The organism is Kitasatospora sp. NPDC051705, assembly GCF_044453265.1.
Classification (GTDB): domain Bacteria; phylum Actinomycetota; class Actinomycetes; order Streptomycetales; family Streptomycetaceae; genus Kitasatospora.
In genome coordinates, this window is record NZ_JBITCO010000014.1 from 1 (window position 1) to 26,809 (window position 26,809).

Here is a 26,809-nt window from a genome sequence, read left to right on the forward strand (position 1 = left end):
GAGGGGGTGTCGTTCGGTGCTCCGGAGAAGAAGTTGGGGATCAAGGGGTCGCCGACGCGTGAGGTGTACTTCGACAACGTGCGGATTCCGGCGGATCGGATGATCGGTGCGGAGGGGACGGGGTTCGCGACGGCGATGCGGACGCTGGACCACACGCGGGTGACGATCGCGGCGCAGGCGGTCGGGATCGCGCAGGGGGCGTTGGACTACGCGAAGGGGTACGTGAAGGAGCGCCGGCAGTTCGGGAAGGCGATCGCGGAGTTCCAGGGTGTGCAGTTCATGCTGGCGGACATGGCGATGAAGCTGGAGGCGGCGCGGCAGTTGACGTACGCGGCGGCGGCGAAGTCGCAGCGCGGGGACGGGGACCTGACGTTCTTCGGGGCGGCGGCGAAGTGTTACGCGTCGGACGCGGCGATGGAGATCACCACGGACGCGGTGCAGTTGCTGGGTGGGTACGGGTACACCCGGGACTATCCGGTGGAGCGGATGATGCGGGACGCGAAGATCACGCAGATCTACGAGGGCACCAACCAGGTCCAGCGCATCGTCATGGCCCGCAACCTGCCGTAACGCACCCCTCCGAGGCGTCCCGGACGGCCGGTCGGGCTCCGGCCGGCCGTTCGGGGCCGATGCTATGTTCCGGGCATGAGCGAGAAGGAAGAACAGGACCTGCCCATGAACGACGGGCCCGCCAAGCCGGCGATGCGCGAGGCACTCGTCGCCGCGGCCTTCGAGCTCTTCCTGGAACGCGGCTTCGAGCAGACCACCGTGGACGACATCGTCTCGCTCGCCGGGGTCGGCCGCCGCTCCTTCTTCCGCTACTTCCCGGCCAAGGAGGACGTGGTCTTCCCGGACCACGAGCGCAGCCTCGCCGAGATGACGGAGTTCCTGGAGTCCGGCTCCGGCGAGGAGGACCCGGTCAAGCACGCCTGCGACGCCGCCCGCCTCGTCCTGCGGATGTACGCCGAGCAGCCCTCCTTCTCCGTCCAGCGCTACCGCCTCACCCGCAAGGTGCCCGGCCTGCGGGCGTACGAGCTGTCGGTGGTCTGGCGCTACGAGCACACCCTCGCGGCCTACCTGAGGGACCGCTTCGCCGACCGGCCGGACGGGCCGCTGCGCGCCGACGTGATCGCCGCCGCCGTGGTCGCCGCGCACAACCACGCCCTGCGCACCTGGCTGCGCTCGGGCGGGGAGAGCGACTGGGTGGGCGAGGTGGACGCGGCGATGGCCTTCGTCACCGGCACCTGGAACGACCGGCCCGCGGAGGCCGGCCCGGACGGCGCCGCCCGCGACGGTTCCGACGGTTCCGCGGCGGACGACGTGGTGGTGCTGGTCGCCAGCCGCCGGGCGCCGCTGTGGCGGATGGTCCAGGGCATCGAGAGCGCGCTCGGCGACGTCCGCCGGGTCTGAGCGCGGGGCGCTCCGGGGGTCGCCCGGGCGCCGGTCCTCGTCAAGGTCCCGTGACGGGAAACCCCGTTCGGGGGACGGCAGATGAACAGCTGTCGATTCGGCGGAACCCGGAGCCCGCGGTGCGCGATAACGGGTGCGAGGACCGGAGGGCCGGACGCCCGCCGGGGCCGAGAACCCGAGCCCGCGAACCGAGGACCGCCACCCATGCCGATCCGTGCCTACGGCGTGCTCGCCGCCACCGCCGTCGACCGGCGCCGCGAGGGCGCCACCGACACCCCGCACTACCAGATCCACCTGCGCGACCAGCACGGCACCGACTACCGCGCCGCCGTCAACGTCCTCTCCCAGCAGGCCCCCGCCGACCTGCGCTACCTGGTCTTCGAGGACTTCCGGCACCCCGTCACCGCCCTCCTCCCGCCGGCCGGCAGCGGCTGGAACCCGCTCCCGTCCCGCCCCGGCACGGCGAGCCTGGACTACGTCCGCAGCCGCCTCTTCGACCCCGCGACGATGCGCGTCCTGCCGCCCGACCTCCCCGGCCCCGACAACGACCTCGCCGACCTGCTCGACCGCCAGGTCCAGCGCGCGATCGCCGACCCGGCGGCCGCGCTCTACGTCTTCGGGCAGCGCTTCGGCCCCGAACCCGCGGTCCCGGACAAGGTGTTCGGCTTCCTGCCCGGCAACGGCGTGCACGACGTGCACATGAACCAGGGCAACGCCGGCCGCTTCAAGGCCGACGACGGCGTCTACCAGGACGGCGCCCTGCTCATCCACCTGCCCGCCGAGCGGCGGTGGTGCGCCGTCTTCCTCGCCTTCCAGTCCCAGTCCTGGCACACCGACGACCACACCGGGCACACCGTCCCGGCATCCGTCCCGCACCCCGGCAGCCACCGCCAGACCAGCGGCCGGCCGTAGCGCGCGTCCGGCGGACCGCGGGGGCGCCGGGGCGGCGGGCCGCACCGCGGACGCCGCGTTCCCCCGGACCGGACCCCGCATCGGACCCCGGACCGGCGGTGGACCCGGGCCGGACGAGCCGCCCGGCCTCGGACAGGGCCGCCCCCGGGGCAACCGCCCGCGGCCCGGTGCGCGGCCGGTTCGCCGTCGTCGCCGTGATGACGGGCGTCTTCGCGGCCGGGAACCTCGTCCCGGGCGGCCACGCGGCGCGCCCCCGGCGCCCTGGCCGCCACCCCGGCCCGCTGATCCGCCGCACCAACGCGAAATGCGGGCCAGGATTTCTCCTGACCCGCATCTTCGGTGTCCGAGGGGGGACTTGAACCCCCACGCCCGATAAAGGGCACTAGCACCTCAAGCTAGCGCGTCTGCCATTCCGCCACCCGGACCGGGTGTCGCCCTCGCGCCTTCCGATCTCTCGTCCGTCGCGCTGACAGATGTAACTGTAGCAAAGATCGGCTTGAGCTCCCAAAACGGCCCCGGGCGGCGGAGCGGGGCTGGTGGCGGGGGCAAGGGGGTGCCTGTGGCGGGGGCGTGACCAGGGGGTTTCGGGGCCGTGCGGGGGGTGGATCCGGCTGGGGGGCTGGGAGAGGATGGGCGGACGTGCTCGTACGTCCCGGGTGCAGGTCCCGGGGTGGCGCGCTGGTGTGCCGGTGCGGGCCAGAGACGAGGAGTGACCGTGAGCGAGCGGAGCGAGTCGGCGGCGCCGAAGGTGACGGCTGAGTCGGAGGTCGCCGGGATCTGTCGCGATCTGATCCGGATCGACACCAGCAACTACGGGGACGGCTCCGGCCCGGGCGAGCGGAAGGCGGCCGAGTACGTGGCCGAGCAGCTCGCCGAGTTCGGGCTGGAGCCGCAGATCTTCGAGTCGGCCAAGGGGCGGGCCTCGACGGTGGTGCGGATCGAGGGCGAGGACCGCTCCCGCCCGGGTCTGCTGATCCACGGCCACACCGACGTGGTGCCGGCCAACGCCGCGGACTGGACGTACGACCCGTTCGGCGGGGAGATCGCGGACGGCTGCGTCTGGGGCCGCGGCGCGGTGGACATGAAGGACATGGACGCGATGACCCTCGCGGTGGTCCGCGACCGGCTGCGCACCGGGCGCAAGCCCCCGCGGGACCTGGTGCTGGCCTTCGTCGCGGACGAGGAGGCCGGTGGCACCTACGGCGCGCGGTTCCTGGTGGACAAGCACCCGGAGCTGTTCGAGGGCGTGACCGAGGGCATCGGCGAGGTCGGCGGCTTCTCCTTCACGGTCAACGACCAGGTGCGGCTCTACCTGGTGGAGACGGCCGAGAAGGGCATGCACTGGATGCGCCTGACGGTCGAGGGCCGGGCCGGGCACGGTTCGATGGAGAACGACGACAACGCGATCACCGAGCTGTGCGAGGCGGTCGCCCGGCTCGGGCGGCACAAGTTCCCGCTGCGGATCACCAAGACCGTGCGGGCCTTCCTGGACGAGCTGTCGGACGCGCTCGGGGTCGAGCTGGACCCGGAGAACATGGACGAGACGCTGCGGGTGCTCGGCGGCATCGCCAAGATGATCGGCACCACGCTGCGCAACACCGCCCAGCCGACCATGCTCGGCGCCGGGTACAAGGTGAACGTGATCCCCGGCCAGGCCACCGCGCACGTGGACGGCCGCTTCCTGCCCGGCTACGAGGAGGAGTTCCTGGCCGAGCTGGACAGCGTGCTGGGCCCGCGGGTGAAGCGGGAGAGCCTGCACTCGGACCGGGCGATCGAGACGAGCTTCGACGGCGCGCTGGTGGAGGCGATGCAGACGGCGCTGCGGGCCGAGGACCCGATCGCCCGCGCGGTGCCGTACTGCCTGTCGGGCGGGACGGACGCCAAGTCGTTCCAGGACCTCGGCATCCGCTGCTTCGGTTTCGCGCCGCTGCAGCTGCCGCCGGAGCTGGACTTCGCCGGGATGTTCCACGGTGTGGACGAGCGGGTGCCGGTGGACGGCCTGAAGTTCGGCGTCCGGGTGCTGGACCGGTTCCTCGACGCCTGCTGAGCGGCTGCCCCCGGTCGGCCGGGGGTGGTGGACGACCCGTTCCCGGGGTGCCGGGGGCGGGCCGTCCGCATTGTCCGAGCTCATGATTGTGGGATGGACGCAGGAGATCGACAGGAACGATTCTGCAAGGGAATTCAGGTCGATTGACTGTGCGAGCATTCACCGTTGCGAGTGAATGGCAAATCTGTTCCGTACCCCGTTTGCCACACCGTCGTTCATCCCTGTGCAGCCCGCCGAACGGGTTGCGTTGTCCACACAGGAGGAATGATGAAGGTCAAGAAGATCGCCGCCGTCGCCGCCGCCACCGGTGGCCTGGTGATCGCCGCCGCCGGTGTCGCGTCCGCTCACGGCGGTGCCGCCGCCGAGGGTGTGGCCGCCGGCTCCCCGGGTGTCGTCGCCGGCAACCAGATCCAGATCCCGGTGCACATCCCGGTCAACCTGTGCGGCAACACCGTCAGCGTGATCGGCGTGCTGAACCCGGCGTTCGGCAACCACTGCGCCAACTTCTAGTCGCGCTCCGAGCCGCCGAGGCTCGTCGAGCACGACCCATCCGGCCCCCGGGGGCGGCGGACGCGCCGCCCCCGGGGGCCGTTCGCGCGCCGGGGCCGGGCGGGTGCGGGTCCGCCCGTTCGGGCGAACCCGTCCGGGTGAACCGGGTTTGGGCGCCGAATGGGGTTCTATCGCTCGATCGGGTGAAGATGGTTCGTTCGGCTCAACCTCGCCGTTCTCCTCTCGTTAACTCCTGTGCAGTCGAAGACCTTGCCGGATATACCGAAATTCCGACTTTCCGACGATGTTTGCGCCAAGGTCATCGCGTCGTTCTCGATACGCTCGATACGTCAGGGGAAAAGATGAGGAATGTAGCCAAGAAGGGGATCCTCACGGCCGTGGCCACCGGCAGTGTCCTGGCCTCGACCGCCGGCTACGCCTACGCGGGCGCCGAGGCCCAGGGGGGTGCCGCCGGCTCTCCCGGCGTCGCCTCCGGCAACTCGGTGCAGGTGCCGGTCGAGGTGCCGATCAACGCCTGCGGAAACACCGTGGACGTGATCGGCGCGCTCAACCCGTCCTACGGCAACCGCTGCGCCAACGTCAGCGGTCACCACGACGCCGCCCAGCCCGGCGGCGCCGGCTCTGGCCGGGGCTCCTCCGCCTCGGGTGCGTCCGCCTCCGGGGCTGCCGCCCACTCGCCCGGTGTGGCCTCCGGCAACAGCATCCAGGCCCCCGTGCACGTCCCGGTCAACGCCTGCGGCAACTCCGTCGACGTGGTCGGCGCCGCCAACCCCGCCTTCGGCAACGAGTGCGGGTCGGTCGCGCAGCACTCCCCGGCACCGAAGCCCAAGCCGAAGCCGACCGACGACTGCCCCGAGGAGCACGGCCCGTCCACCCCGCCGAGCACCCCGCCCTCGACTCCGCCGCAGACCGGTGGCGAGACCACCCCGGGCGGCTCGCGCAACGGCGGCCCCTCCGGCGGCACCGTCACCCCGTCGACCCCGGCCGCCGCGCCGGTGGCCAACGGCGCCGGCCCGAGCGGCCAGGCCGTCCCGGCCGCGGACCGCACCGCCTCCCCGGCGGCCGCCGCCCCCGGCACCGCCACGGGAGGCCAGCTGGCCTCCACCGGCGCCGGTGACGTCGAACTGCTCGGTGCCGCCGGGCTCGCCCTGCTCCTCGGCGGCGGCGTGCTCTACCGCCGCGCCCGCGCCGGCGCCCGCTGAGCCACCCGCTCGACCGCCCCGCCGGGCCCGGCGGACCGCACCCGCCGGGCCCGCACGCGGGACACCGCGCGCCCGCGGCCACCGGACCACCGGTGGGCCGCGGGCGGGCGGGCGTTCAGCGTGCGGACGTCACGGCGTCACCAGCTCCGGACCTGCCGGATGATCCGCCGCCGCAGCCGCACCGTCCGGCTGCCGTCGGGGAACAACCGCAACCGGTCGAGTTCCCAGTGCCCGTACTCGGCGTGCTCGGTGAGTAGCTGGCGCGCGGCGTTGCGCGTGGTGCCGCGCGGCATGCGCAGCGACTGGTACTCGTACTCCGGCTGCCGGACCGGCTTCGGTGGGGTCAAGACGCTCCTCCTGGGGATCACCTGGACGCAAGCCTACGACCTGCCCCGGACAGCCGGCGGGGTATTTCCGGCCGACCTCCCGGCCGGGCCGGACCCCGCTCGACTGACAGGGCATCAGTTCCGTTGTTCCTGGGGACGGGATACCCCCGATCCCGGCGCGTGAAGCGGCACTCGAACGGCCTCGCCGGCCCCGCCGCACGCCCTCTGCGCCGCTGGTGCGCGGGGACAGAACCACCTGGATCGGACATCAGGGGGGAAGTTGCGGTGAAATCGAGGGTGTAGGTGACAACCGCTGTGCGTACCGGCGCCGCGGGGAGATAGCGTCTGCACCATGTCTGATGCCGCGCAGCCCACCATTGCCGAGGTACGCGCCGCCGCCGAGGCGGTCAAGGCCGCCATCGACCGTCATCTGGAAGCGGTGTCAAGCCCCAGCGCAGCGGATGATCCCGCTGTGTCCGCCGCCTACGAGCAGCTCGCGACGGCGGCCATCGCCTACGACCAACTCCTCTACGAGGTCTACGACGAGGTCACCCCCTTCGAGATCCCCGGGGACGAGGGCCCGGGCGGCTACCACGGCCCCGAACAGCCCGAAGCGATCAGCGTGCTGATCCGCCGCGACTACCACATCGCCGACCCCAAGCGGCTGCGCGCCCAGGCCGAGCGGCTCGACGAGTCGCTGACCCCGGGCGGCGGCGGCAGCGGCGGGATGAACGCCGCGATCGGCGTGCTGTTCGGCGAGTACGAGCCGGACGAGATCGCCGCCCGCAGCGAGGAGTTCGGGCTGGAGGAGGCGGACTCGACGCTCTGGGTCGCGGCCGCGGAGCCGACCGAACCGGGGGAGTGGCTGCCGGAGCCCTTCGAGCACGCCGACCCGCAGCTGCTGATCTGCCGGTTCGACGTGAGCGAGGTCTACGACGACGAGGACCTCGACGACTGAGCGGCCGGACAACGGCGGGCGGGCCCACGGTGCGTGGACCCGCCCGCCGCGCGTTCCGGGGGCACCGGGGGCGGGGCGCCCCGCACTCCGCTGCGCCCACCCCCGGTGCCCCCGGGCCGCTCAGTACTCCGCGGCCGCGTTCTCGGCGAGGATCGCCCGCAGCCGGGTGGTGCGCGGCTGCGCCGGGCGCTCGGCGACGGCCTGCACGAGCGCCGGGCCCGCGGCGTGCACCACGGACAGGTGCCGCTCGCCGCGGCCGAAGGCGGTGTAGACCCACTGCCGGGTCAGCACCGGCGCGGCGTCCTCCGGGATCACCACGACCGCTCCCGGCCAGCGGCGGCCGAGCGCCTGGTGGACGGTCAGCGCCCAGCCGTGCCGCAGCCGGCTGGCCTCGGCGGGCGGCACCGTCCGGTGCGAGCCGTCCGCGTACTCCAGGTGCAGGCCGGTGGCGTCGCCGTCCAGCACCCGGGCCGGGCGGCTGAGGCCGGGGGCGGGCGAGTCGACCACGCGGTCGCCCGGGTCGAAGCCGCCGAACCGGCCGGGGCCCGGGTTGAGCCGGGCCTTGGCGGCGGCGTTCAGCGCCCGGGTGCCGGCCGGCCCGCCGTGGCCGGGGGTGAGCAGCACGACCTGTTCGGCGGGGATGCCGAGGGCGCGCGGGATGGAGTCGGTGAGCAGCTGGACGGCGCGGTGGACGGCCTCGCCGCCGTCCTTGGCGGTCAGGATGACCACCTCCTTGTCCGGCGCCTCGACCGGCTGGAGCTCGCCGATGCCGACGCCGGAGACCAGTTCGCCGATCGGGCCGAAGTCCGGGGTGCGGGAGGCGACCGCCGGGCAGGCCTTGGCGGCCAGCAGGTCCGCGAAGAACCGGCCGGGGCCGGCGGACCACAGCTGGCCCGGGTCGCCGCTGAGCACCAGTCGGGTGCCGTCGGCGAGCGACTCCAGGACGGTGGCGGCCAGTTCGACGTCCAGCAGCGGGGCGTCGAGGACGACCAGGACGTCCAGGGCGAGCGTGCCGTCCGGGGAGCGGCCGGGGCCGGCGGTGCCGGAGAGCAGCTCGCCGAGGGTGACCACGGGTGCGGGCGGTTCGGTGCTCCCGTCGGCGAGCGCGGCGAGGGAGTCCCGGCCCTGGTCGGTCCAGGTGGCGGCCCAGACCCGCAGGCCGAGCCCGCGGGCGGCGGCCAGCAGGGCGGCGGGTTCGGCCCGGGCGGCCTCGCCGCCGGTGTGCAGCACCAGCGCGCTGTCGGCGACGGCCCGGATCAGTGCGGTCGCGGAGGAGGAGGGCGCGGCCTCGGCGGCGGCGGCCCACGCGGCCGGGCCGGGGGCGGCGGGGGTGACGGCCGGCCCCGCGGTGCCCTCCTCGGTGGTGCCCGCGGAGGTCTCGGTGCCCTCGGAGTCCTCGGAGCCCTCGGAGCCCTCTGGGCCCGTGCCCCCTTCCGGGCCCTCGGCGTCGGCCGCCCCGGCGGCCCCGTCCGCGTCGGCCGGGCCTGCGTCGTCCTCGGCGCCGGGCTCCGCGTCCTCGCCCGGCACGAAGGTGGACATCAGCCGGACCAGCCCGTCCGCGAGGCTCTCCTCGGCCAGCGCCAGCCGCTCCAGGGCGAGCAGCGTCCGGGTCGGCGGCTCCTCGTCCTCGTCGCCGCCCGCCGCGTGCGCCCCGGGGCCGGTCAGCTCCTCCTGGAACGCCATCGCGCGCCCGTCCAGCACGGCGGCCTGGATCGCCTCGGCCGAGTCGGGCAGCCGGTGGCGCTCGAGCCCGGCCGCGACCTCGGCGATCTCCACCGCGGAGTGGCCGCGCAGCGCGGACTGCTCCAGCAGCCAGGGCACCAGCGCCTGGGCGCGGCGAGGGTCCCCGGGGCCGGCGGCCGGGCCGAGCAGGCCGCGGGCGAAGCCGTCCGCGTGCTCGGGGCGGACGCCGGGCAGGGCCAGTACCGACCACGGGTCGCTGCGCAGCTGTTCGGCGGCGCCGTCGCCGAACTCGGCCACGGCGGCGGCCGCGAGGTCCGTCGGGGCGCCGCCGGCGGCCAGCACCCCGGCGGTGTCCCGCAGGGCCTGCGCGCGCTGCCGGTCGGGCTGTGCGGACGGCCCCGCGGGGGCCGGCGACGGTGCGGCGGCGGGCGGGGCGTCCTCGCCCCCGGGCGCGGTGGCCTGCGGCCCGACGCTGCGGATGCGCTGGGCCAGCTCGGCGATCGCGGCGGCCCGGTCCGGGCCCTCCGCGGCCGTCGGGCCTGCCGGGCCGCCCGCGTCGCCCGATCGTCCCGTGGTCTCCTCCGGAGCGCCGTTCTCCGTGTCACTCATCGTCCGCTCCAAAGGTCACTCCACTGCGTGTTCTGCTCGACGAGGGCTAGAGCTCGCTCCACCCCTGGTCCGGGTAGCGGTGCACCGGTGACGAGATGTCGTCCAGCGCACCACGGATCTCACCCGGAAGCGTAAGGGCCTCCACCGACAGCGCCGCCTGCAGCTGTGCCACGGTCCGGGCCCCGATCAGCGCGCTGGCCACCCCGGGACGGTCCCGGACCCAGGCGAGGGCGACCGCGAGCGGGCTGCTGGCGAGCCCGTCCGCGGCGGTGGCGACGGCGTCGACGATCCGCCGCGAGCGCTCGCCGAGGTAGGGCTGGACGAATCCGGACAGGTAGGGCGAGGCGCCGCGGGAGTCCTGCGGCACGCCGTGCCGGTACTTGCCGGTGAGCACCCCGCGCCCGAGGGGAGAGGCGGCGAGCAGCCCGACCCCGGCGTCCAGCGCGGCGGGCAGCGCCTCGCGCTCGATGCCGCGCTGCAGCAGCGAGTACTCCAGCTGCGCCCCGGCCAGCGGGGTCCGGCCGTGCCGGGCGTGCTGCCAGGTGGCGGCCTTGGCGAGCTGCCAGCCGCTGAAGTCGCAGACGCCGACGTACCGGGCGCGTCCCGAGGTGACAGCGATGTCGAGGGCGCCGAGCGTCTCCTCGGTGGGGGTCGAGGGGTCGAAGGAGTGCACCTGCCAGAGGTCGACGTAGTCGGTGCCGAGCCGGTGCAGCGAGGCGTCCAGCGCGGCGAGCAGGTGCCCGCGGGAGCCGTCGAAGCGGCGGGCGGACTCGGGGACGCTGCCGGCCTTGGTGGCGATGACGAGGTCGGAGCGGGGGACGAGGTTGTCGGTGAGCCGGGAGATCAGGTACTCGGCCCCGCCGTCGGCGTACACGTCGGCGGTGTCGAGCAGGGTGCCGCCGGCGTCGACGAACTCCTTGAGCTGTTCCGCGGCCTCGTGCTCGTCGGTGTCGCGGCCCCAGGTCATGGTGCCGAGGCCGAGCCGGGAGACCCGCAGACCGGTACGGCCGAGGTGACGCTGTTCCATCGGACGGGCCCTCCACTGGCCGTGGCACCGGGAGCGCCGGTAGCCCTGTGAACGCGCAGGTGGGGAGAGCGGTCCCCACGTCGGCTGAGCGTAGCGGCCGGTGCACGGGCTGGGGTGCAGACCCGCAGAACGATCACCGCCGCCGGGGCTCGCGGGGAGGGCCCGCGGTGTGACCCAGACCACCACTACCGGCCAGTAGCATGACCGGCGCGTGCACGGTTACCCTCGCCACCAACCCCTACCGACTGGAAGGTCCGCCACATGCGACTCGGAATCAACCTCGGCTACTGGGGGCTCGGCATGGACGCCGACAACGTCGAGGTGGCCCGGGAGGCGGACCGGCTCGGCTACTCGGTCTGCTGGGCGGCCGAGGCGTACGGCTCGGACGCCGCGACCGTGCTGAGCTTCGTCGCCGCGAAGACCGAGCGGATCGACGTCGGCTCGGCCATCTTCCAGATCCCGGCCCGCACCCCCGCGATGACCGCGATGACCGCCGCGACCCTGGACACCCTGTCCGGCGGCCGGTTCCGGCTCGGTCTCGGCGTCTCCGGCCCGCAGGTCTCCGAGGGCTGGTACGGCGTGAAGTTCGACAAGCCGCTGGCCCGTACCCGCGAGTACGTGGAGATCATCCGCAAGGCGATGTCCCGCGAGCGCCTGGTCCACGAGGGCGAGCACTGGACGCTGCCGCTGCCCGGCGGCCCCGGCAAGCCGATCAAGCTCACCGTGCACCCGGTGCGCGAGCACATCCCGCTGTACATCGCCGCGATCGGCCCGAAGAACCTGGAGCAGACCGGCGAGCTGGCCGACGGCTGGCTCGGCATCTTCTTCTCGCCCGAGCACGCCGCGCTCTCGCTGGACCCGCTGCGGGCCGGCCGCGCCAAGGCCGGGCTGACCCTGGACGGCTTCGACCTCTGCCCGACGGTCAACATCGCGGTCGGCGAGGACATCAAGGCCGGCGTCGACTCCCTGCGCTCCTACGCCGCCCTGTACATCGGCGGCATGGGCAGCAAGGAGAAGAACTTCTACAACCAGCTCGCCCGGCGGATGGGCTACGAGCAGGCCGCCGACGAGGTCCAGGAGAAGTACCTGGCCAGGGACTACGCGGGTGCCGCGGCCGCGGTGCCGCACGACCTGATCGACGCCACCTCGCTGATCGGCGACACCGCCCGGATCGCCGACCGGATGCGGGTCTACGCCGACGCCGGCGTCACCACGCTCACCCTGGCACCGTCCGGGTTCACGCTGGAGGAGCGGATCCTGGCGCTGCGCACCGGAGTCGAGGCGCTGGAGCGCGCCGGCCTGGCGTGACCGGTGCGCGGCCCGGCGGCCGGCCCGCCGGCCGCCGGGCCGCGCCCCCCCGGGGGGCGGTCGGCAGGGCGGGTCCCGGACGGGGCCTCCGGCCGAGGGCGCGCCCCCGGCGGGGCCTACAGCCAGTCGTGCCGCTTGAACACCCGGTGCAGCACCACGCAGACGACCACCATCAGGGCCAGCACCGCCGGGTAGCCCCAGGGCTGGCGGAGCTCCGGCATGTCGTCGAAGTTCATCCCGTAGATGCCGGCGATCATCGTCGGGACGGCGGCCAGCGCCGCCCAGGCCGAGATCTTCCGCATGTCGTTGTTCTGTTGCACGCTGACCTGCGCCAGGTTGGCGTTGAGGATGTCGGACAGCAGCCGGTCCATGCCGTCCACCTGGTCGTTCACCCGGGCCAGGTGGTCGGCGACGTCCCGCAGGTAGGGCAGCGTCTCCGGGTGGACGTGGGGCTCGCCGCCGCGGGCCAGTCGCAGGGTCGGTTCCAGCAGCGGCCCGGTGGCGCGGCGGACGGTCATCACCTGCCGCTTGTACCCGTAGATCCGGCCGGCGGTGTCCCGGCCGGTCCGGCCGGGGGAGAAGATGTCCGCCTCCAGCTCGTCCAGGTCGCCCTGCAGCGCGCCGGCGACGTCCACGTAGTCGTCCACCACGGTGTCGCAGACCGAGTGCAGCACGGTGCTCGGCCCCAGCCGCAGCAGGTCGGGCTCCCGCTCCAGCCGCGCCCGCAGGCCGGACAGCGGGGTGTCCTCGCCGTGCCGGACGGTCATCACGAAGTCCGTGCCGAGGAAGACCATCACCTCGCCGCTGGTCACCGCGTGCGCGCCGGGGTGGTAGCCGAGCGTCTTGAGGGTGACGAACAGGGAGCCCTGGTAGGCCTCGACCTTGGGCCGCTGGTGGGCGCTGACCGCGTCCTCGACGGCCAGCGGGTGCAGCGCGAACTCCTTCCCGACGTGGTCGAGTTCCTCGGCGGTGGGCTCGAACAGGCCTATCCAGACGAAACCGCCAGGACCGGCCGCCCGTGCGGCGGCGAGCGCACCCGCGAGGTCGTCGGGGCCCTCGATCCGGCGGCCGTCGTGGTAACTGGCGCAATGGACGATCATGCGGGCCATTGTGACGCGGGGACGGCCGGAGGGCACGGACCAGGACCGGATCGGGCCCACCGGGCGCACCCGGCCGGGGCGGAACGGGCCCGGTCCCACCGGCCACGCCCGGGCCCGGAGGCCGTAGGCTAAGGCCCATGCCCACCCTGCTGCTCGTCCGCCACGGCCGCTCGACCGCGAACACCGCCGGAATCCTGGCCGGTTGGACTCCGGGGGTGGAGCTCGACGACACCGGGCGCGCGCAGGCCGCCGCGCTGGCCGGCCGGCTCGCCGGCGTCCCGCTCGTGCAGGCCGTGAGCAGCCCGCTGGAGCGCTGCCGGCAGACCCTGGAGCCGCTGCTGGCGGCCCGGCCCGAACTGGGCCCGCCCACCGAGGACGAGCGCCTGGGCGAGTGCCACTACGGCGAGTGGACCGGCCGGCCGCTGTCCGAGCTGGCCGAGGAGCCGCTCTGGCGCACCGTGCAGGACCACGCGGCCGCCGCGGCCTTCCCCGGCGGGGAGTCGCTGCGCGAGCTGAGCCACCGCACGGTGAGCGCCGTCCGGGAGTGGAACGGGAAGATCGCCGCCGAGCACGGCGAGGACGCCGTCTGGCTGGCCTGCTCGCACGGGGACGTCATCAAGGCGGTGGTGGCCGACGCGCTCGGTCTGCACCTGGACCACTTCCAGCGGATCAGCGTCGAGCCCTGCTCCGTCACCGCGATCCGCTACACCGCGCACCGGCCCTTCGTGCTGAGGATGGGCGACACCGGCGACCTCGCCTCCCTCGCGCCGAAGCACGGCCCCGGGCCGGCCGCCCCGGCCGGGGACGCGGTGGTCGGCGGCACCGCCTGACGCCGTCAACGACACCGCCGGGGGCGGCGGGTGCCGTCCCGCGTGCGGTCCGACCGGCGCTGCTCCCGCAGGGCGCCCCGGCCCGGCTCGGCTCCCCCGCCGGGCCCCGGAGGTCGTAGGGTGACTTACGGGCCCCACCGCGAGGCGGGTCCCCGGCAGGGCCGCCGAACGGCTGCCCGCCCCGTGACCTCCCACCGGTCCCGGTGACCTCCCGACGATCCCTGTGATCCCCACGACCGACACGATCCGGAGCGAGAGCGTGACCCGTCAGGTCTACTTCTACGACCAGCCCGAACGGTTCGTGGCCGGCACCGTCGGCCAGCCCGGCGCCAGGGCGTTCTACCTGCAGGCCAGCGCCCGGGGCCGGATCACCAGCGTGCTGCTGGAGAAGACCCAGGTGGCGGCGCTCGCCGAGCGGATCGAGGAGGTCCTGGACGAGGCCCTGCGGCGCAGCGGCGGGGACGTCGCCATCCCGGCGACCGCCCCGCAGGACCTGCTCGACACCGCCCCGCTGGACCTCCCGCTGGAGCAGGAGTTCCGGGTCGGCACGATGGCCCTGGCCTGGGACAGCGCGGACGGCTGCCTGGTCGTCGAGGCGCAGGCGCTGATCGACGAGGAGGAGGACGAGGACGGCGCCGAGGCGGTCTTCGAGGACGACGACAACGGCCCGGACATGCTGCGGGTCCGGCTGACCGGCGCGATGGCCCGGGTGTTCGCCAAGCGGGCGCTGGACCTGGTCGCGGCCGGGCGCAAGCCCTGCCCGTTCTGCAACCTGCCGCTCGACCCGGAGGGCCACCTGTGCCCGCGCGCGAACGGCTACCGGCGCTGAACACCGAGACCCCGCCGCAGGCCGACCCGGCGGCCGCCGCCGCCCTCGCCGCCGACGTGCCCACCGCCCTGGAGCTGCTGCGCGAGGGCGGGCTGACGGTGCACGGGCGGCTCACCGAGGCCTCCAACGCCGCCCTGTACTGCACCGTCGCGCTCGGCGCGCTGAGCGCCCAGGCGGTCTACAAGCCGGTGGCCGGCGAGCGCCCGCTCTGGGACTTCCCGGACGGCACGCTGGCCGGCCGCGAGGTCGCCGCCTACGAGGTGTCCGCGGCGACCGGCTGGGCGCTGGTCCCGCCGACCGTCCTGCGCGACGGGCCGCACGGGCCCGGCATGGTGCAGCTGTGGGTCGAGCCGGATCCGCAGGCCGAGCCGCTGCTGGCCCTGCAGGACCCGCGCGGGCCGGAGGAGGGCTGGCTGCCGATCGTGCAGGCCGAGGTCGGCGGGGGCCGCACCGCGCTGCTGGTGCACCACGACGACCGGCGGCTGCGCCGGCTGGCCGTGCTGGACGCGGTGCTCAACAACGCCGACCGCAAGGGCGGCCACCTGATCCCGGCGGCCGACGGCCGGGTCTACGGCATCGACCACGGCGTCACCTTCAACACCGAGGGCAAGCTGCGCACCCTGCTCTGGGGCTGGGCGGGCGACCGGCTGCCCGCCGAGGCGCTGGAGGTGCTGGCCGCCCTGGCCGAGGGGCTGGACGGCGAGCTGGGCGAGCGCCTGGCCCCGCACCTGACCGGGGCCGAACTGGAGGCGACCCGCGCCAGGGTGGCCGGATTGCGCCGCTCCGGCCGCCATCCGCTGCCCTCGGAGGACTGGCCGGCCATCCCCTGGCCGCCCGTGTAGGGGTCTGCCGGCCCCGCGGAGCGGCCGCCCGGCGGATGGTCTGGACCTGTCCGCGAACCGGCCGCACACTGCTCCGATGGACGCGCGACGGACCACCCCCACTCCCCGTGCCACGCCGGACCTGCCGCTGCACCGCTTACAGGTCCCGCTGCCGCACCTGCTCCCGTTCGCCATCGGCAGTTTCGACACGATCGGCCCGCTCTCCCGGGCGGGCTTCCCGCACCGGCACTCCTTCCACGAGATCGTGCACGTCACCGGCGGCCGCGGCGCCCACGTCCTGGACCTGGTCCACCGGTCGCTGGCGCCGCCGCAGTTGTGCGTGATCACGCCCGGCCAGGTGCACTACTGGGCGGACGCGGACGAACTCACCGGCCGGGTCGTCCTGTTCAACGAGGACTTCCTGCTGGGCAACGCGCAGGACCTCGCCGGGCTGCGCGCGCTGGCCGCCCGCCCGGCGATCGGGCTCGGTGAACAGGCCGGTCCGATCGGCGCGTTGCTCGCCGACATGGAGCAGGAGTACCGGTCCAGGCCGCCGGGCTACCCGGGCGTGCTGCGGGCCAGCCTGCACATCCTGATCGTCCGGGCACTGCGGGCCGCCGAGCCGGGCGACCGGCCGTCCCCGCCCGGCCGGCCGGCCGAACTGGCCACCGCGTTCACCCGGTTGATCGCCGGGCCGGGCGGGGTGCGGCACTCGGTCGCCTCGATCGCCCAGGAGCTCGGCGTCTCGCCCGGCCACCTGCAGACCCTGGTCAAGCAGGCCACCGGCCGCACCCCGGGCGGGCTGATCCGGCGCCAGCAGACCCTGGAGGCCAAGCGGCTGCTGGCCTGCACGGACCTGACCATCCGGCAGGTGGCCAAGGAGGCCGGCTTCGCGGACCCGGCGTACTTCTGCCGCTTCTTCCGGCGGGAGACCGGGATGACGCCGGGGGAGTTCCGGGCCCGGGTCGACGGAAATCACCACGATCCCCGGATCTCGTCCATCGCGGCGTCGCCGGACGGCCCGTAGTTTTTCCCGTGGCCACCGGTGGCCGGTCCGGCGCGCGCGGACGGGCTGCCGGTCAGGCCCTTGTCATGCCCCCACCATGGCAAGGGCCGCCCCCCACCTCCCGTTCCCCCACCCGAAGGAGAGGGCGCATGCCCAGCCCCGACGGCATGATCAGCCGCAAGACCGTACTGAAGGCCGCCGCCGCGCTCGGGGCCGCCCCGCTGCTCGTCGGCGGCGGCGTCGCACTGGCCCGCGAGCAGGCCGGCACCGGCCGGGCCCCCGGCCTCACCCCCGAGTGCCACGACGGCGACGCCCCCACCGTCGAGCAGACCGAGGGGCCCTACTTCAAGCCCAACTCCCCGCTGCGCAGCTCCATGGTCAACGACGGGCCCGGCACCCGCCTGACCGTCAGCGGCTACGTCTTCGGCCGCGCCTGCCGCCCCGTCCCCGGCGTGCTGCTGGACTTCTGGCAGGCGGACGACAACGGCGCCTACGACAACTCCGGCTACACCTTCCGCGGCCACCAGTTCAGCGACGCCAACGGCGCCTTCAAGCTGGAGACGATCGTGCCGGGCCTCTACCCGGGCCGCACCCGGCACATCCACGTCAAGCTCCAGGCACCCGGCCGCCCGGTGCTCACCACCCAGCTGTACTTCCCGGGCGAGCCGCGCAACAGCACGGACACCATCTACGACGCCCGGCTGCTGATGAACGTCCGTCAGAACGGTCCGGTCCGCGAGGGCAGCTACGACTTCGTCCTCGACGTGCCGCAGACCCCGGGCACGCCGAGCCCGACCCCGACGGCGACGCCCACCGGCACGCCCACCGGAACGCCGACCACGCCGCCGAGCGGCAGCTGGCGGGCCGGGACGGCGTACCGGGCGGGCGACCGCGTCACCTACTCCGGCGTCTCCTACGTCTGCCTCCAGGCGCACACCGCCATGGCCGGCTGGGAGCCGCCGAACGTGCCGGCCCTCTGGCAGCGGTCGTAGCGGCTCCGGCCGCGTCCCCCGGGGTGCCGGGCGCCCGGTCGGCGGCAGGGCCGGCCGGGCGCTCACCCGCGCCCGGAAACCGCCCGGAAACCGTCAGGACCGGTCCCGTACCAGTCGCGAGGCGGTCAGGCAACGAAAGGAAGCGAATCCAGTCGATCTTGCGTACTGGTTAGGCTTTCAAATGTTCGCAAGGTTAAAGTCGATCCCATGCATGCCTGGCCCGCCTCCGAGGTTCCCGCCCTGCCTGGTCAGGGGCTCCCCCTCCGTATCTTCGACACCGCAGCGGGCAAGGTCCGCGAGGTCGTGCCGCAGGACGGCACCGCCCGGATCTACGTCTGCGGCATCACCCCCTACGACGCGACCCACATGGGCCACGCCGCCACCTACAACGCCTTCGACCTGGCGCAGCGCGTGTGGAAGGACGCCGGTCACGACGTCCTCTACGTCCAGAACGTCACCGACGTGGACGACCCGCTGCTGGAGCGCGCCGTCGCCACCGGGCAGGACTGGACCGCACTGGCCGAGCGCGAGACGGCCCTGTTCCGCGAGGACATGACCGCCCTGCGCCTGCTGCCGCCGGCCCACTACATCGGCGCCGTCGAGTCGATCCCGTGGATCGTCCCGCTGGTCCAGAAGCTGCTCGCCGACGGCGCCGCCTACCGCGTGGACGGCGACATCTACTTCTCCGTCGACGCCGACCCGCACTTCGGCGAGGTCTCCGGCCTCGACCGGGACGCCATGCGCCCGGTCTTCGCCGAGCGCGGCGGCGACCCGGACCGCCCCGGCAAGCGCAACCCGCTGGACGCCCTGCTCTGGCTCGCCGCCCGCCCGGGCGAGCCCGCGTGGGACACCGAGCTCGGCCACGGCCGGCCCGGCTGGCACATCGAGTGCGTCGCCATCGCGCTGCAGTACCTCGGCATGTCCTTCGACATCCAGGGCGGCGGCAGCGACCTCTCCTTCCCGCACCACGAGATGGGCGCCTCGCACGCCCACGTCGCCACCGGCGCCCACCCGTACGCCAAGGCGTACGTGCACGCCGGGATGGTCGCCCTCGACGGCCACAAGATGTCCAAGTCCCGCGGCAACCTGGTCTTCGTCTCGGCCCTGCGCCGCGAGGGCGTCGACCCGGCGGCGATCCGCCTGGCCCTGCTCTCGCACCACTACCGCGAGGACTGGGAGTGGACCAAGGCCACCCTGGACGAGGCCGTCGAGCGCCTCGGCCGCTGGCGGGCCGCCGTCTCCCGGCCGGACGGCCCGGCGGCCGAGCAGCTGCTCGCCGAGGTGCGCACGGCGCTCGCCGACGACCTGGACGCGCCCGCCGCCCTGGCGGCCGTCGACCGCTGGGCCGCCGCGCAGGAGGCCGACGGCGGGACGGACACCGGCGCGCCCGGTCTGGTCTCCCGGGCGGTGGACGCGCTGCTCGGCGTCGCGCTCTAGCCGCTCCGGCGCACACGCCGAAGGGGCGTCAGGACCAGGTGTCCTGACGCCCCTTCGGCGTGTGCGGGCGGGGGAGGGCCTACTCCTCCTCGGCGCCGTCCTGGCTCTCCCGGGCCGGGCCCGGCGCCTCCGGCTCGGCGGCCGGCCGCTCCGCCGTGGCGTGCCCGGCCACCGGCTTCTCGCCGGTCGGGCCGACGTTCTCCCGGCGCCGCAGGTAACGCTCGAACTCGCGGGCGATCGCGTCGCCGGACGCCTCCGGCAGCTCCGCGGTGTCCTGCGCCTCCTCCAGCTGCTGGACGTACTCGGCCACCTCGCTGTCCTCGGCGGCCAGCTGGTCCACGCCCAGCTGCCAGGCGCGGGCGTCCTCGCCGAGCTCGCCCGGCGGGATGCGCAGGTCCAGCAGGTCCTCCAGCTTGTTGATCAGCGCCAGCGTCGCCTTGGGGTTCGGCGGCTGCGCGACGTAGTGCGGCACCGCCGCCCAGAGCGTCACGGCCGGCACCCCGGCGTGCGTGCAGGCCTCCTGCAGCACCCCGACGATCCCGGTCGGGCCCTCGTAGCGGCTCTCCTCCAGGTCCAGCCGGCGGGCCAGCTCCGGGTCGGAGGTGACCCCGCTGACCGGTACCGGGCGGCTGTGCGGGGTGTCGCCGAGCAGGGCGCCCAGGATCACCACCAGCTCGACGCCCAGCTCGTGCGCGAAGCCGAGCAGCTCGTTGCAGAACGAGCGCCAGCGCATGCTCGGCTCGATGCCGCGGACCAGGACGACGTCCCGGGTGGTCGGCTCGGTGACCCGGACGACCGAGAGCCGGGTGGTGGGCCAGGTGATCCGGCGCACCCCGCCGTCCAGCCAGACCGTGGGCCGGTTGACCTGGAAGTCGTAGTAGTCCTCCGCGTCCAGGGCGGCGAACACCTTGCCGCCCCAGGTCTCGTCGAGATGGGCCAGAGCCGCGGAGGCGGCGTCGCCCGCGTCGTTCCAGCCCTCGAAGGCGCAGACCATCACCGGGTCGATCAACTCGGGAACATCTTCCAGCTCGATCACCCAGCGTCTCCCTCCGGTCGGCGGTCGGACCGGCGCCGCCTCGGCTGGCCTGCCGGGGCGCCGACGGGTCGGCTGCCGACTGTCGAACCTCTCGTCACCCATGGAACGCCTCGCTCCATGGTCCCTACCTGCCCAGCCTACGGGCTTTGATGCGCACCGCGGCCGGGCACCGGGACAGTCTGGGGGAGCGGACCGCCGCGATCCAGCGGATATCCGGACCGCCTCCACTGACGGCCCGTCAGCACTCCGGGGCGGGCGCGGACGGTCGCCGGGCGGCCACCCGGCGCGACGGCGCGCCCCGCGGGCCCGGTGGCGGGATGATGGACGGACGGGGGCTGGCGGACGGGGGGCGGGCGGCGCGGGCGGAAGGGGCCGGACCGATGAACCGATGGCTGTGGATCGGTGCGGGCGGCGCGGTGGCGGCCGTCGCGGCCGCGGTGCTGGCGGCGGACCGGGCCGGCCGGCGACTGCCGGTGGAGCACGTCACCGAGGGCGGGCTGGAGCTGGCCCAGCCGCCCGGCGCGGTGTGGCAGGTGCTCACCGACATCGACCTCTACCCGGCCTGGCGTCCCGGCCTCACCCACGTGGAACGGCTGCCCGCCGCGGCCGGCGGCCGGGCCCGCTGGCGCGAGTACGACCGGCACGGGCACACCACGTACGAGGTGGTGGCGAGCGAGGCCCCGCACCGCCTGGTGACCGGCATCGCCGACCCCGACCTGCCCTACGGCGGGACCTGGACGTACGAGCTGACCCCGGCCGGCCGGGGCTGCTCGCTGACCGTCACCGAGCGCGGCGAGGTCCGCCGGCCCGTGTACCGGGCGGTCTCGCACTACCTGACCGGCGAGGACGCCACCGTCCACCGCTACCTGGGCGCCCTCGCCCACCGCCTGGCCGGCTAGGGCGTGTCTTTCGGATCACGCCAGGCGGTCGCCGCCGGGGCACGCACCTCGCCGGCTTCTCGTCAGTCGCCGATGCTCCGCATGGACTCCCTCCTCGGCGCCGCCGATGCACGCACCCCAACGACGCCCGCTGATCCGACGTGATCCGAAAGACACGCCCTAGGCCGTGCTCGGGGCCCGGCACCGCCGGCCGCGGCTCAGACCTCGACCCACCCGCGCCGGTAGGCGGCCCAGTGCTCGGGGGTGGCGGCGAAGTCCACGTACAGCGCGACGCCGAAGTTCCGCCGCTCCGGGTCCTCGCGGCTCAGCCCCAGCCGCACCCCGCGGACGGCGGCGGAGACGGTCTCGGCGTCACCCCAGTGGCCCCACTTGTCGTCCCAGAAGAACGGCAGGCCCATCAGCAGGTCGACGTCCGGCGGGGTGGCCTCCAGCGCCAGCTCGGTCTGCAGCGCGGCGTAGCCCCCGAACAGCGGCTCGGTCGGCATCGAGGAGTCGTACGTCATCACGGCGATCTGGTCGACCCGGCGGGCCGTCTCGGCGAAGTACGCGCGGTCCCACCACTTGCCGTGGCCGCTGAGCAGGATGCCCGCGGTGTGCAGCCCCGGCACCGGGTCGATCTGCGGCGCGGCCACGGACAGCCGGGCGCCGCGGGCGGCCGTCACCGGGTGGACCTGGTCGAGCAGCGTCAGCCAGCCGGCCGTACCGGGCCGGATCGGTTCCATGTCGAAGTGCACGCCGTCGAAGCCGAGGTCTAGCACCTGCCGGGCGGACGCGGTGACGCGGTCCCGGGTGGGGGCGTCGTCCAGGTCCAGGGCGTCCTTCTCCGGCTTCACCTCGTCGCCCAGCCAGCCCTGCAGCCGGATCTCCGGCAGCGCGGTGTGCACCGCCCCGGTGAACCAGCGGGCCGCGGGGTGGGCGGACGGCGGCAGCGAGCCGTCGTGCTCCAGCGGGCCGGTGTGGACGTACAGGTCGTGCACGCCGGTGCCGGCCAGCCGCCGGACCAGTGCGGCGACGTCCGCGTCGGTCTTGCGGCCGTCCACCCAGGCGTGCCCGAGCCAGACGGCGTCCCGCCCCCGGGTGCGCGCTTCGGGTGCCGGTTCACCCGTGTAGTGCAACCGGATCGCGACGAACAACGAGCCCAGTGCGGCGACCGGTACGGCCGCGGCCAGGGCCAGCACCAGCAGGGCCCGGCGCCACCGGGACCAGGCTCGCCAGCGGTCGCGCAGCGCTCGCCAGGGGGCCGCCAGGGCCCCGCCGACCTGCCGCGCGCGGGTCCGGAATCGGGCCACGCGGTTGCTCCCCCCTTGCGGTCGAACGCTCAGGATACGGAATGCCACCGCAGGCCGGGGCGAGAGGCGGATACCCTGGCCAGGTGCGTGCCCGAGTCAGCGGGACGCAAAGCCGACAGCCGTCGCACCAGGGAGAAGCCCCATGGCCACTGCAGCCGACCCGTCCATCACTCAGCAGAGCCGCGCGAACGCGTTGCGTGAGGCGCTCGCCACCCGCGTGGTGGTCGCCGACGGTGCGATGGGCACCATGCTCCAGGCGCAGGACCCGACACTGGAGGACTTCCAGAACCTGGAGGGCTGCAACGAGGTCCTCAACCTCACCCGGCCCGACATCGTCCGCTCCGTCCACGAGGCCTACTTCGCGGTGGGCGTGGACTGCGTCGAGACCAACACCTTCGGCGCCAACTTCTCCGCGCTGGGCGAGTACGACATCCCGGAGCGCATCTTCGAGCTGTCCGAGGCCGGTGCCCGGATCGCCCGCGAGGTGGCCGACGCCCACTCCGCCGTCGACGGCCGCACCCGCTGGGTGCTCGGCTCGATCGGCCCCGGCACCAAGCTGCCGACCCTCGGCCACGCCCCGTACGGGACGCTGCGCGACGGCTTCCAGCAGAACGCGGCCGGCCTGATCGCCGGCGGCGCCGACGCGCTGCTGGTCGAGACCAGCCAGGACCTGCTGCAGACCAAGGCCGCCATCCTCGGCTCCAAGCGCGCCCTCGCCGAGGCCGGGCTGGACCTGCCGGTGCTGGTCCAGGTGACGGTGGAGACCACCGGCACCATGCTGCTCGGCTCCGAGATCGGCGCCGCGCTGACGGCCCTGGAGCCGCTCGGCGTCGACTACATCGGCCTCAACTGCGCCACCGGCCCGGCCGAGATGAGCGAGCACCTGCGCTACCTGGCCAAGAACGCCCGGATCGGCCTGTCCTGCATGCCGAACGCGGGCCTGCCGGTGCTCGGCAAGGACGGCGCCCACTACCCGCTCTCCCCGGCCGAACTGGCCGACGCGCACGACGTGTTCACCCGGGAGTACGGCCTCTCGCTGGTCGGCGGCTGCTGCGGCACCACGCCCGAGCACCTGCGCCAGGTGGTCGAGCGGGTGCAGGGCCGCCCGATCTCGCCGCGCACCCCGCAGCCGGAGCCCTCGGCGGCCTCGCTGTACCAGGCGGTGCCGTTCCGCCAGGACACCTCGTACCTGGCGATCGGCGAGCGCACCAACGCCAACGGCTCGAAGAAGTTCCGCGAGTCGATGCTGGCCGGCGACTGGCAGGCCTGCGTGGAGATCGCCCGCGAGCAGATCCGGGACGGCTCCCACCTGCTGGACCTGTGCGTCGACTACGTCGGCCGCGACGGCGTCGCCGACATGCGGGAGATCGCCGGCCGGCTGGCCACCGCCTCCACCCTGCCGATCGTGCTGGACTCCACCGAGCCGGACGTGCTGCGGGCCGGTCTGGAGGCGCTCGGCGGCCGCGCGGTGCTCAACTCGGTCAACTACGAGGACGGAAACGCCCCGGACTCCCGCTTCGGCCGGATCGCCTCGCTGGCCCGCGAGCACGGCGCCGGCCTGATCGCGCTGACCATCGACGAGGAGGGCCAGGCCCGCACCGCCGGCACCAAGGTCGAGATCGCCGAGCGGCTGATCGCCGAGCTGACCGCCGACTACGGCGTGGACGAGGGCTCGATCCTGGTCGACTGCCTGACCTTCACCCTGGCCACCGGCCAGGAGGAGTCCCGCCGGGACGGCATCGAGACCATCGAGGCGATCCGCGAGCTCAAGCGCCGCCACCCGGCCGTGCAGACCACCCTGGGCCTGTCCAACATCTCCTTCGGCCTCAACCCGGCCGCGCGCGTGGTGCTGAACTCGGTCTTCCTGCACGAGTGCGTGGAGGCCGGTCTGGACTCGGCGATCGTGCACGCCTCCAAGATCCTGCCGATCTCCCGGATCCCCGAGGACCAGCGCGAGGCCGCCCTCGACCTGGTCTACGACCGCCGCCGGGACGGCTACGACCCGCTGCAGCGGCTGCTGGAGCTGTTCGAGGGGGTCTCCTCGGCCTCGGTCAAGGCCTCCAAGGCGGAGGAGCTGGCCGCGCTGCCGCTGGACGAGCGGCTGCAGCGCCGGATCATCGACGGCGAGCGCAACGGCCTGGAGGCCGACCTGGACGAGGCGCTGGCCGGGCGCCCCGCGCTGGAGATCATCAACGAGACCCTGCTGGCCGGCATGAAGGTGGTCGGCGAGCTCTTCGGCTCCGGCCAGATGCAGCTGCCGTTCGTGCTCCAGTCCGCCGAGGTGATGAAGACCGCGGTGGCCCACCTGGAGCCGCACATGGAGAAGTCCGACAGCGAGGGCAAGGGCACCATCGTGCTGGCCACCGTCAAGGGCGACGTCCACGACATCGGCAAGAACCTGGTCGACATCATCCTGTCCAACAACGGCTACAACGTGGTCAACCTGGGCATCAAGCAGCCGGTCTCGGCGATCCTGGACGCCGCGCAGGAGCACAAGGCGGACGTCATCGGGATGTCCGGCCTGCTGGTGAAGTCCACCGTGATCATGAAGGAGAACCTGGAGGAGCTCAACCAGCGCAAGCTGGCCGCGAGCTACCCGGTGATCCTGGGCGGTGCCGCCCTGACCCGCGCCTACGTCGAGCAGGACCTGCACGAGATCTACGAGGGCGAGGTCCGCTACGCCCGGGACGCCTTCGAGGGCCTGCGGCTGATGGACGCGCTGATCGCGGTCAAGCGCGGGGTGCCGGGCGCGACCCTGCCGGAGCTCAAGCAGCGCCGGCACGCCCGGGTCGAGGTGGAGGAGGAGCCGGAGGTCAACCTCGGCCAGGTCCGCTCGGACGTCACCGTCGACAACACCGTGCCCGTCCCGCCGTTCTGGGGCGACCGGATCGTCAAGGGCGTGCCGTTCGCCGACTACGCCTCCTGGCTGGACGAGGACGCGCTGTTCAAGGGCCAGTGGGGCCTGAAGGCGGCCCGCAGCGGCGACGGCCCCTCCTACGAGGAGCTGGTGGAGACCGAGGGCCGGCCGCGGCTGCGGATGTGGCTGGACCGGCTGCAGACCGAGGGCTGGCTGGAGGCGGCCGTGGTCTACGGCTACTACCCGGCGAACTCCAAGGGCGACGACCTGATCGTCTTCCACGAGGACGGCACCGAGCGGACCCGCTTCACCTTCCCCCGCCAGCGGCGCGGGCGCAGGCTCTGCCTGGCGGACTTCTTCCGCCCGGAGGAGTCCGGGGCGCGGGACGTGGTCGGCCTGCAGGTGGTCACCATGGGCAACCGGATCTCGGAGGCGGCCAACGAGCTGTTCGCCGAGAACTCCTACCGCGACTACCTGGAGCTGCACGGCCTCTCCGTGCAGCTGGCCGAGGCGCTGGCCGAGTTCTGGCACGCCCGGGTCCGCTACGAGCTGGGCTTCTCCGGCGAGGACCCGCAGGACGTCAAGGACATGTTCGCCCTCAAGTACCGGGGCGCCCGCTTCTCGCTCGGCTACGGGGCCTGCCCCGAGCTGGAGGACCGCGCCAAGATCGCCGAGCTGCTCAAGCCCGAGCGGATCGGCGTGGTGCTCTCCGAGGAGTTCCAGCTGCACCCGGAGCAGTCCACCGACGCGATCGTGATCCACCACCCGGAGGCGAAGTACTTCAACGCCCGGTAACCCGAACGCCCCGCCGCGTTCGCTCCCTCCGGGCGGACCGGGCGTATCCTTGATGATCCTGAACGGGCCGGTCCGCTCACCAGCGGGCCGGCCCGTGCCATCCCCAGGGGCCGCCCGGCGGCCCCGGGGGACCGACGGAAGGACTCCCACCATGACCACCATCTCCACCGCCGCCCGGGTCCTCGACCACGGGGACGGCCGCGGCCTGCAGGCGGTGCTGCTGGACATGGACGGGACGCTGGTGGACACCGAGGACTTCTGGTGGCAGGCCGAGGTCACGCTCTTCGCCGAGCTGGGCCACGCGCTGACCGAGCAGGACCGGGCCCAGGTGGTCGGCGGGCCGATGACCCGGGTGATCGACTACCTGGTCGGCACCACCGGGGTGGACCTCGCGCCAGCCGACCTCACCGTACTGATCAACCAGCGCTTCGTCGACCTGCTGGCCGGCGGCGTGCCACTCATGCCGGGCGCCGAGCGGCTCCTCAACACCCTTGCCGCGCACGGGATCCCGGCGGTGCTGGTGACCGCCTCGCACCGGCACGTGGTCGACATCGTGCTGCGCTCGCTCGGGGAGCGGCACTTCGCCTTCACGGTCGCCGGGGACGAGGTGCCGCGCACCAAGCCGCACCCGGACCCGTACCTGGAGGCGGCCCGCCGGCTGGGCGCGGAGCCGGCCCGCTGCGTGGTGGTCGAGGACGCGCTGACCGGGGTGCGGGCGGCCGAGGCGGCCGGCTGCCCGGTGATCGCGGTGCCCTCGGTGGCGCCGATCGAGCCGGCTCCCGGCCGGCTGGTGCTGCCCTCGCTGGAGCGGGTCGATCTTGAACTGCTCCGCTCGCTGGTGGCCTCGCGAGTGTGATTGTCATCTCATTGCAGGGTGGGGCTACTCGCGGGTAAGCACTCCCGCCCGGCTGTCGGCGGCGGTGGCC

23 protein-coding genes and 1 tRNA gene are annotated in these 26,809 nt (G+C 74.1%); 17 read left to right on the forward strand and 7 right to left on the reverse strand.

Annotated features, from left to right (window positions below; translation table 11 throughout):
- The 3 genes from ACIA8Q_RS19195 to ACIA8Q_RS19205 form a co-directional block, all read left to right on the forward strand.
- Positions 1 to 570: acyl-CoA dehydrogenase family protein (locus tag ACIA8Q_RS19195; RefSeq protein ID WP_396317482.1), on the forward strand; the 570-nt coding region annotated here is incomplete at its 5' end.
- A 132-nt stretch (positions 571 to 702) separates the two neighbouring features.
- Entirely contained in the window at positions 703 to 1,410 is a 708-nt protein-coding gene (locus ACIA8Q_RS19200) for a TetR family transcriptional regulator (RefSeq protein WP_360223011.1), read from the forward strand.
- 204 nt (positions 1,411 to 1,614) lie between these two features.
- Positions 1,615 to 2,322, forward strand: coding sequence for a YukJ family protein (locus tag ACIA8Q_RS19205; protein WP_360223008.1), 708 nt, complete (start codon positions 1,615 to 1,617; stop codon positions 2,320 to 2,322).
- A 340-nt stretch (positions 2,323 to 2,662) separates the two neighbouring features.
- On the opposite strand, the gene ACIA8Q_RS19210 is transcribed toward ACIA8Q_RS19205, so the two are convergent.
- Positions 2,663 to 2,747: transfer RNA gene (locus ACIA8Q_RS19210), tRNA-Leu, on the reverse strand.
- Between the two features lie 290 nt (positions 2,748 to 3,037).
- Here ACIA8Q_RS19210 and ACIA8Q_RS19215 point away from each other — a divergent pair.
- The 3 genes from ACIA8Q_RS19215 to ACIA8Q_RS19225 all read left to right on the forward strand — a co-directional run bounded on the left by ACIA8Q_RS19215 (position 3,038) and on the right by ACIA8Q_RS19225 (position 6,081).
- On the forward strand, positions 3,038 to 4,369 hold the full coding sequence (locus ACIA8Q_RS19215) for a M20/M25/M40 family metallo-hydrolase (RefSeq protein WP_360223005.1): 1,332 nt from the start codon (positions 3,038 to 3,040) through the stop codon (positions 4,367 to 4,369).
- A gap of 267 nt (positions 4,370 to 4,636) precedes the next feature.
- Positions 4,637 to 4,879: a chaplin gene (locus ACIA8Q_RS19220; protein ID WP_387907810.1), complete on the forward strand. Its 243-nt coding sequence runs from the start codon at positions 4,637 to 4,639 to the stop codon at positions 4,877 to 4,879.
- Positions 4,880 to 5,256: 377 nt separating this feature from the next.
- Positions 5,257 to 6,081, forward strand: a complete 825-nt coding sequence (locus ACIA8Q_RS19225; protein ID WP_360222999.1) for a chaplin — start codon at positions 5,257 to 5,259, stop codon at positions 6,079 to 6,081.
- A gap of 137 nt (positions 6,082 to 6,218) precedes the next feature.
- Here the strand turns inward: ACIA8Q_RS19225 and ACIA8Q_RS19230 are convergent, their stop codons facing one another.
- Positions 6,219 to 6,428 carry a DUF5703 family protein gene (locus tag ACIA8Q_RS19230; RefSeq protein WP_280681853.1) on the reverse strand — a complete coding sequence of 70 codons (210 nt, stop codon included), beginning with the start codon at positions 6,426 to 6,428 and terminating at the stop codon, positions 6,219 to 6,221.
- A gap of 331 nt (positions 6,429 to 6,759) precedes the next feature.
- On the opposite strand from ACIA8Q_RS19230, the gene ACIA8Q_RS19235 reads away from it, so the two are divergent.
- Positions 6,760 to 7,365 (forward strand): hypothetical protein, encoded by a 606-nt coding sequence (locus ACIA8Q_RS19235; RefSeq protein WP_360222996.1) that lies wholly within the window; start codon positions 6,760 to 6,762, stop codon positions 7,363 to 7,365.
- Between the two features lie 120 nt (positions 7,366 to 7,485).
- On the opposite strand, the gene ACIA8Q_RS19240 is transcribed toward ACIA8Q_RS19235, so the two are convergent.
- Positions 7,486 to 9,657 carry a helix-hairpin-helix domain-containing protein gene (locus tag ACIA8Q_RS19240; RefSeq protein WP_360222993.1) on the reverse strand — a complete coding sequence of 724 codons (2,172 nt, stop codon included), beginning with the start codon at positions 9,655 to 9,657 and terminating at the stop codon, positions 7,486 to 7,488.
- A gap of 46 nt (positions 9,658 to 9,703) precedes the next feature.
- On the reverse strand, positions 9,704 to 10,684 hold the full coding sequence (locus tag ACIA8Q_RS19245) for an aldo/keto reductase (RefSeq protein ID WP_360222990.1): 981 nt from the start codon (positions 10,682 to 10,684) through the stop codon (positions 9,704 to 9,706).
- A 261-nt stretch (positions 10,685 to 10,945) separates the two neighbouring features.
- On the opposite strand from ACIA8Q_RS19245, the gene ACIA8Q_RS19250 reads away from it, so the two are divergent.
- Positions 10,946 to 11,992: an LLM class F420-dependent oxidoreductase gene (locus tag ACIA8Q_RS19250; RefSeq protein WP_360222987.1), complete on the forward strand. Its 1,047-nt coding sequence runs from the start codon at positions 10,946 to 10,948 to the stop codon at positions 11,990 to 11,992.
- 116 nt (positions 11,993 to 12,108) lie between these two features.
- Here the strand turns inward: ACIA8Q_RS19250 and ACIA8Q_RS19255 are convergent, their stop codons facing one another.
- Complete coding sequence (locus ACIA8Q_RS19255) at positions 12,109 to 13,101, reverse strand: magnesium and cobalt transport protein CorA (protein ID WP_360223240.1); 993 nt, start codon at positions 13,099 to 13,101, stop codon at positions 12,109 to 12,111.
- 128 nt (positions 13,102 to 13,229) lie between these two features.
- Between ACIA8Q_RS19255 and ACIA8Q_RS19260 the strand changes: the two genes are divergently transcribed.
- The 6 genes from ACIA8Q_RS19260 to mshC all read left to right on the forward strand — a co-directional run bounded on the left by ACIA8Q_RS19260 (position 13,230) and on the right by mshC (position 19,007).
- Entirely contained in the window at positions 13,230 to 13,922 is a 693-nt protein-coding gene (locus ACIA8Q_RS19260) for an MSMEG_4193 family putative phosphomutase (RefSeq protein WP_360223237.1), read from the forward strand.
- Positions 13,923 to 14,181: 259 nt separating this feature from the next.
- Positions 14,182 to 14,751, forward strand: coding sequence for a DUF3090 domain-containing protein (locus tag ACIA8Q_RS19265; protein WP_360223234.1), 570 nt, complete (start codon positions 14,182 to 14,184; stop codon positions 14,749 to 14,751).
- 68 nt (positions 14,752 to 14,819) lie between these two features.
- Entirely contained in the window at positions 14,820 to 15,593 is a 774-nt protein-coding gene (locus tag ACIA8Q_RS19270; protein ID WP_387907808.1) for an SCO1664 family protein, read from the forward strand.
- 76 nt (positions 15,594 to 15,669) lie between these two features.
- Complete coding sequence (locus ACIA8Q_RS19275; RefSeq protein WP_360223231.1) at positions 15,670 to 16,599, forward strand: AraC family transcriptional regulator; 930 nt, start codon at positions 15,670 to 15,672, stop codon at positions 16,597 to 16,599.
- A gap of 65 nt (positions 16,600 to 16,664) precedes the next feature.
- On the forward strand, positions 16,665 to 17,570 hold the full coding sequence (locus tag ACIA8Q_RS19280) for a carbohydrate-binding protein (protein WP_387907792.1): 906 nt from the start codon (positions 16,665 to 16,667) through the stop codon (positions 17,568 to 17,570).
- Positions 17,571 to 17,777: 207 nt separating this feature from the next.
- A complete protein-coding gene (gene mshC, locus ACIA8Q_RS19285; protein ID WP_360223225.1) occupies positions 17,778 to 19,007 on the forward strand; it encodes a cysteine--1-D-myo-inosityl 2-amino-2-deoxy-alpha-D-glucopyranoside ligase in 1,230 nt (409 codons plus the stop codon).
- Positions 19,008 to 19,086: 79 nt separating this feature from the next.
- Here mshC and ACIA8Q_RS19290 read toward each other — a convergent pair whose 3' ends face one another.
- Entirely contained in the window at positions 19,087 to 20,043 is a 957-nt protein-coding gene (locus tag ACIA8Q_RS19290) for a PAC2 family protein (RefSeq protein ID WP_360223435.1), read from the reverse strand.
- A gap of 380 nt (positions 20,044 to 20,423) precedes the next feature.
- On the opposite strand from ACIA8Q_RS19290, the gene ACIA8Q_RS19295 reads away from it, so the two are divergent.
- Complete coding sequence (locus ACIA8Q_RS19295) at positions 20,424 to 20,942, forward strand: SRPBCC family protein (RefSeq protein WP_360223438.1); 519 nt, start codon at positions 20,424 to 20,426, stop codon at positions 20,940 to 20,942.
- A gap of 197 nt (positions 20,943 to 21,139) precedes the next feature.
- On the opposite strand, the gene ACIA8Q_RS19300 is transcribed toward ACIA8Q_RS19295, so the two are convergent.
- Positions 21,140 to 22,231: a hypothetical protein gene (locus tag ACIA8Q_RS19300; protein WP_360208567.1), complete on the reverse strand. Its 1,092-nt coding sequence runs from the start codon at positions 22,229 to 22,231 to the stop codon at positions 21,140 to 21,142.
- Positions 22,232 to 22,373: 142 nt separating this feature from the next.
- Between ACIA8Q_RS19300 and metH the strand changes: the two genes are divergently transcribed.
- Together metH and ACIA8Q_RS19310 are read left to right on the forward strand one after the other, a co-directional pair.
- Positions 22,374 to 25,883: a methionine synthase gene (gene metH, locus ACIA8Q_RS19305; RefSeq protein ID WP_360208569.1), complete on the forward strand. Its 3,510-nt coding sequence runs from the start codon at positions 22,374 to 22,376 to the stop codon at positions 25,881 to 25,883.
- A gap of 151 nt (positions 25,884 to 26,034) precedes the next feature.
- Complete coding sequence (locus ACIA8Q_RS19310; protein WP_396317483.1) at positions 26,035 to 26,739, forward strand: HAD family hydrolase; 705 nt, start codon at positions 26,035 to 26,037, stop codon at positions 26,737 to 26,739.
- The last annotated feature ends 70 nt before the right edge of the window (positions 26,740 to 26,809 follow it).

Bases quoted from the DNA above. Each gene is read 5' to 3' on its own strand.
- ACIA8Q_RS19200 (WP_360223011.1), top strand. From the start codon at position 703: ATGCGCGAGGCACTCGTCGCCGCGGCCTTCGAGCTCTTCCTGGAACGC.
- ACIA8Q_RS19205 (WP_360223008.1), top strand. From the start codon at position 1,615: ATGCCGATCCGTGCCTACGGCGTGCTCGCCGCCACCGCCGTCGACCGG.
- ACIA8Q_RS19220 (WP_387907810.1), top strand. From the start codon at position 4,637: ATGAAGGTCAAGAAGATCGCCGCCGTCGCCGCCGCCACCGGTGGCCTG.
- ACIA8Q_RS19235 (WP_360222996.1), top strand. From the start codon at position 6,760: ATGTCTGATGCCGCGCAGCCCACCATTGCCGAGGTACGCGCCGCCGCC.
- ACIA8Q_RS19240 (WP_360222993.1), bottom strand. From the start codon at position 9,657: ATGAGTGACACGGAGAACGGCGCTCCGGAGGAGACCACGGGACGATCG.
- ACIA8Q_RS19245 (WP_360222990.1), bottom strand. From the start codon at position 10,684: ATGGAACAGCGTCACCTCGGCCGTACCGGTCTGCGGGTCTCCCGGCTC.
- ACIA8Q_RS19250 (WP_360222987.1), top strand. From the start codon at position 10,946: ATGCGACTCGGAATCAACCTCGGCTACTGGGGGCTCGGCATGGACGCC.
- ACIA8Q_RS19255 (WP_360223240.1), bottom strand. From the start codon at position 13,101: ATGGCCCGCATGATCGTCCATTGCGCCAGTTACCACGACGGCCGCCGG.
- ACIA8Q_RS19260 (WP_360223237.1), top strand. From the start codon at position 13,230: ATGCCCACCCTGCTGCTCGTCCGCCACGGCCGCTCGACCGCGAACACC.
- ACIA8Q_RS19275 (WP_360223231.1), top strand. From the start codon at position 15,670: ATGGACGCGCGACGGACCACCCCCACTCCCCGTGCCACGCCGGACCTG.
- ACIA8Q_RS19280 (WP_387907792.1), top strand. From the start codon at position 16,665: ATGCCCCCACCATGGCAAGGGCCGCCCCCCACCTCCCGTTCCCCCACC.
- mshC (WP_360223225.1), top strand. From the start codon at position 17,778: ATGCATGCCTGGCCCGCCTCCGAGGTTCCCGCCCTGCCTGGTCAGGGG.
- ACIA8Q_RS19295 (WP_360223438.1), top strand. From the start codon at position 20,424: ATGAACCGATGGCTGTGGATCGGTGCGGGCGGCGCGGTGGCGGCCGTC.
- metH (WP_360208569.1), top strand. From the start codon at position 22,374: ATGGCCACTGCAGCCGACCCGTCCATCACTCAGCAGAGCCGCGCGAAC.
- ACIA8Q_RS19310 (WP_396317483.1), top strand. From the start codon at position 26,035: ATGACCACCATCTCCACCGCCGCCCGGGTCCTCGACCACGGGGACGGC.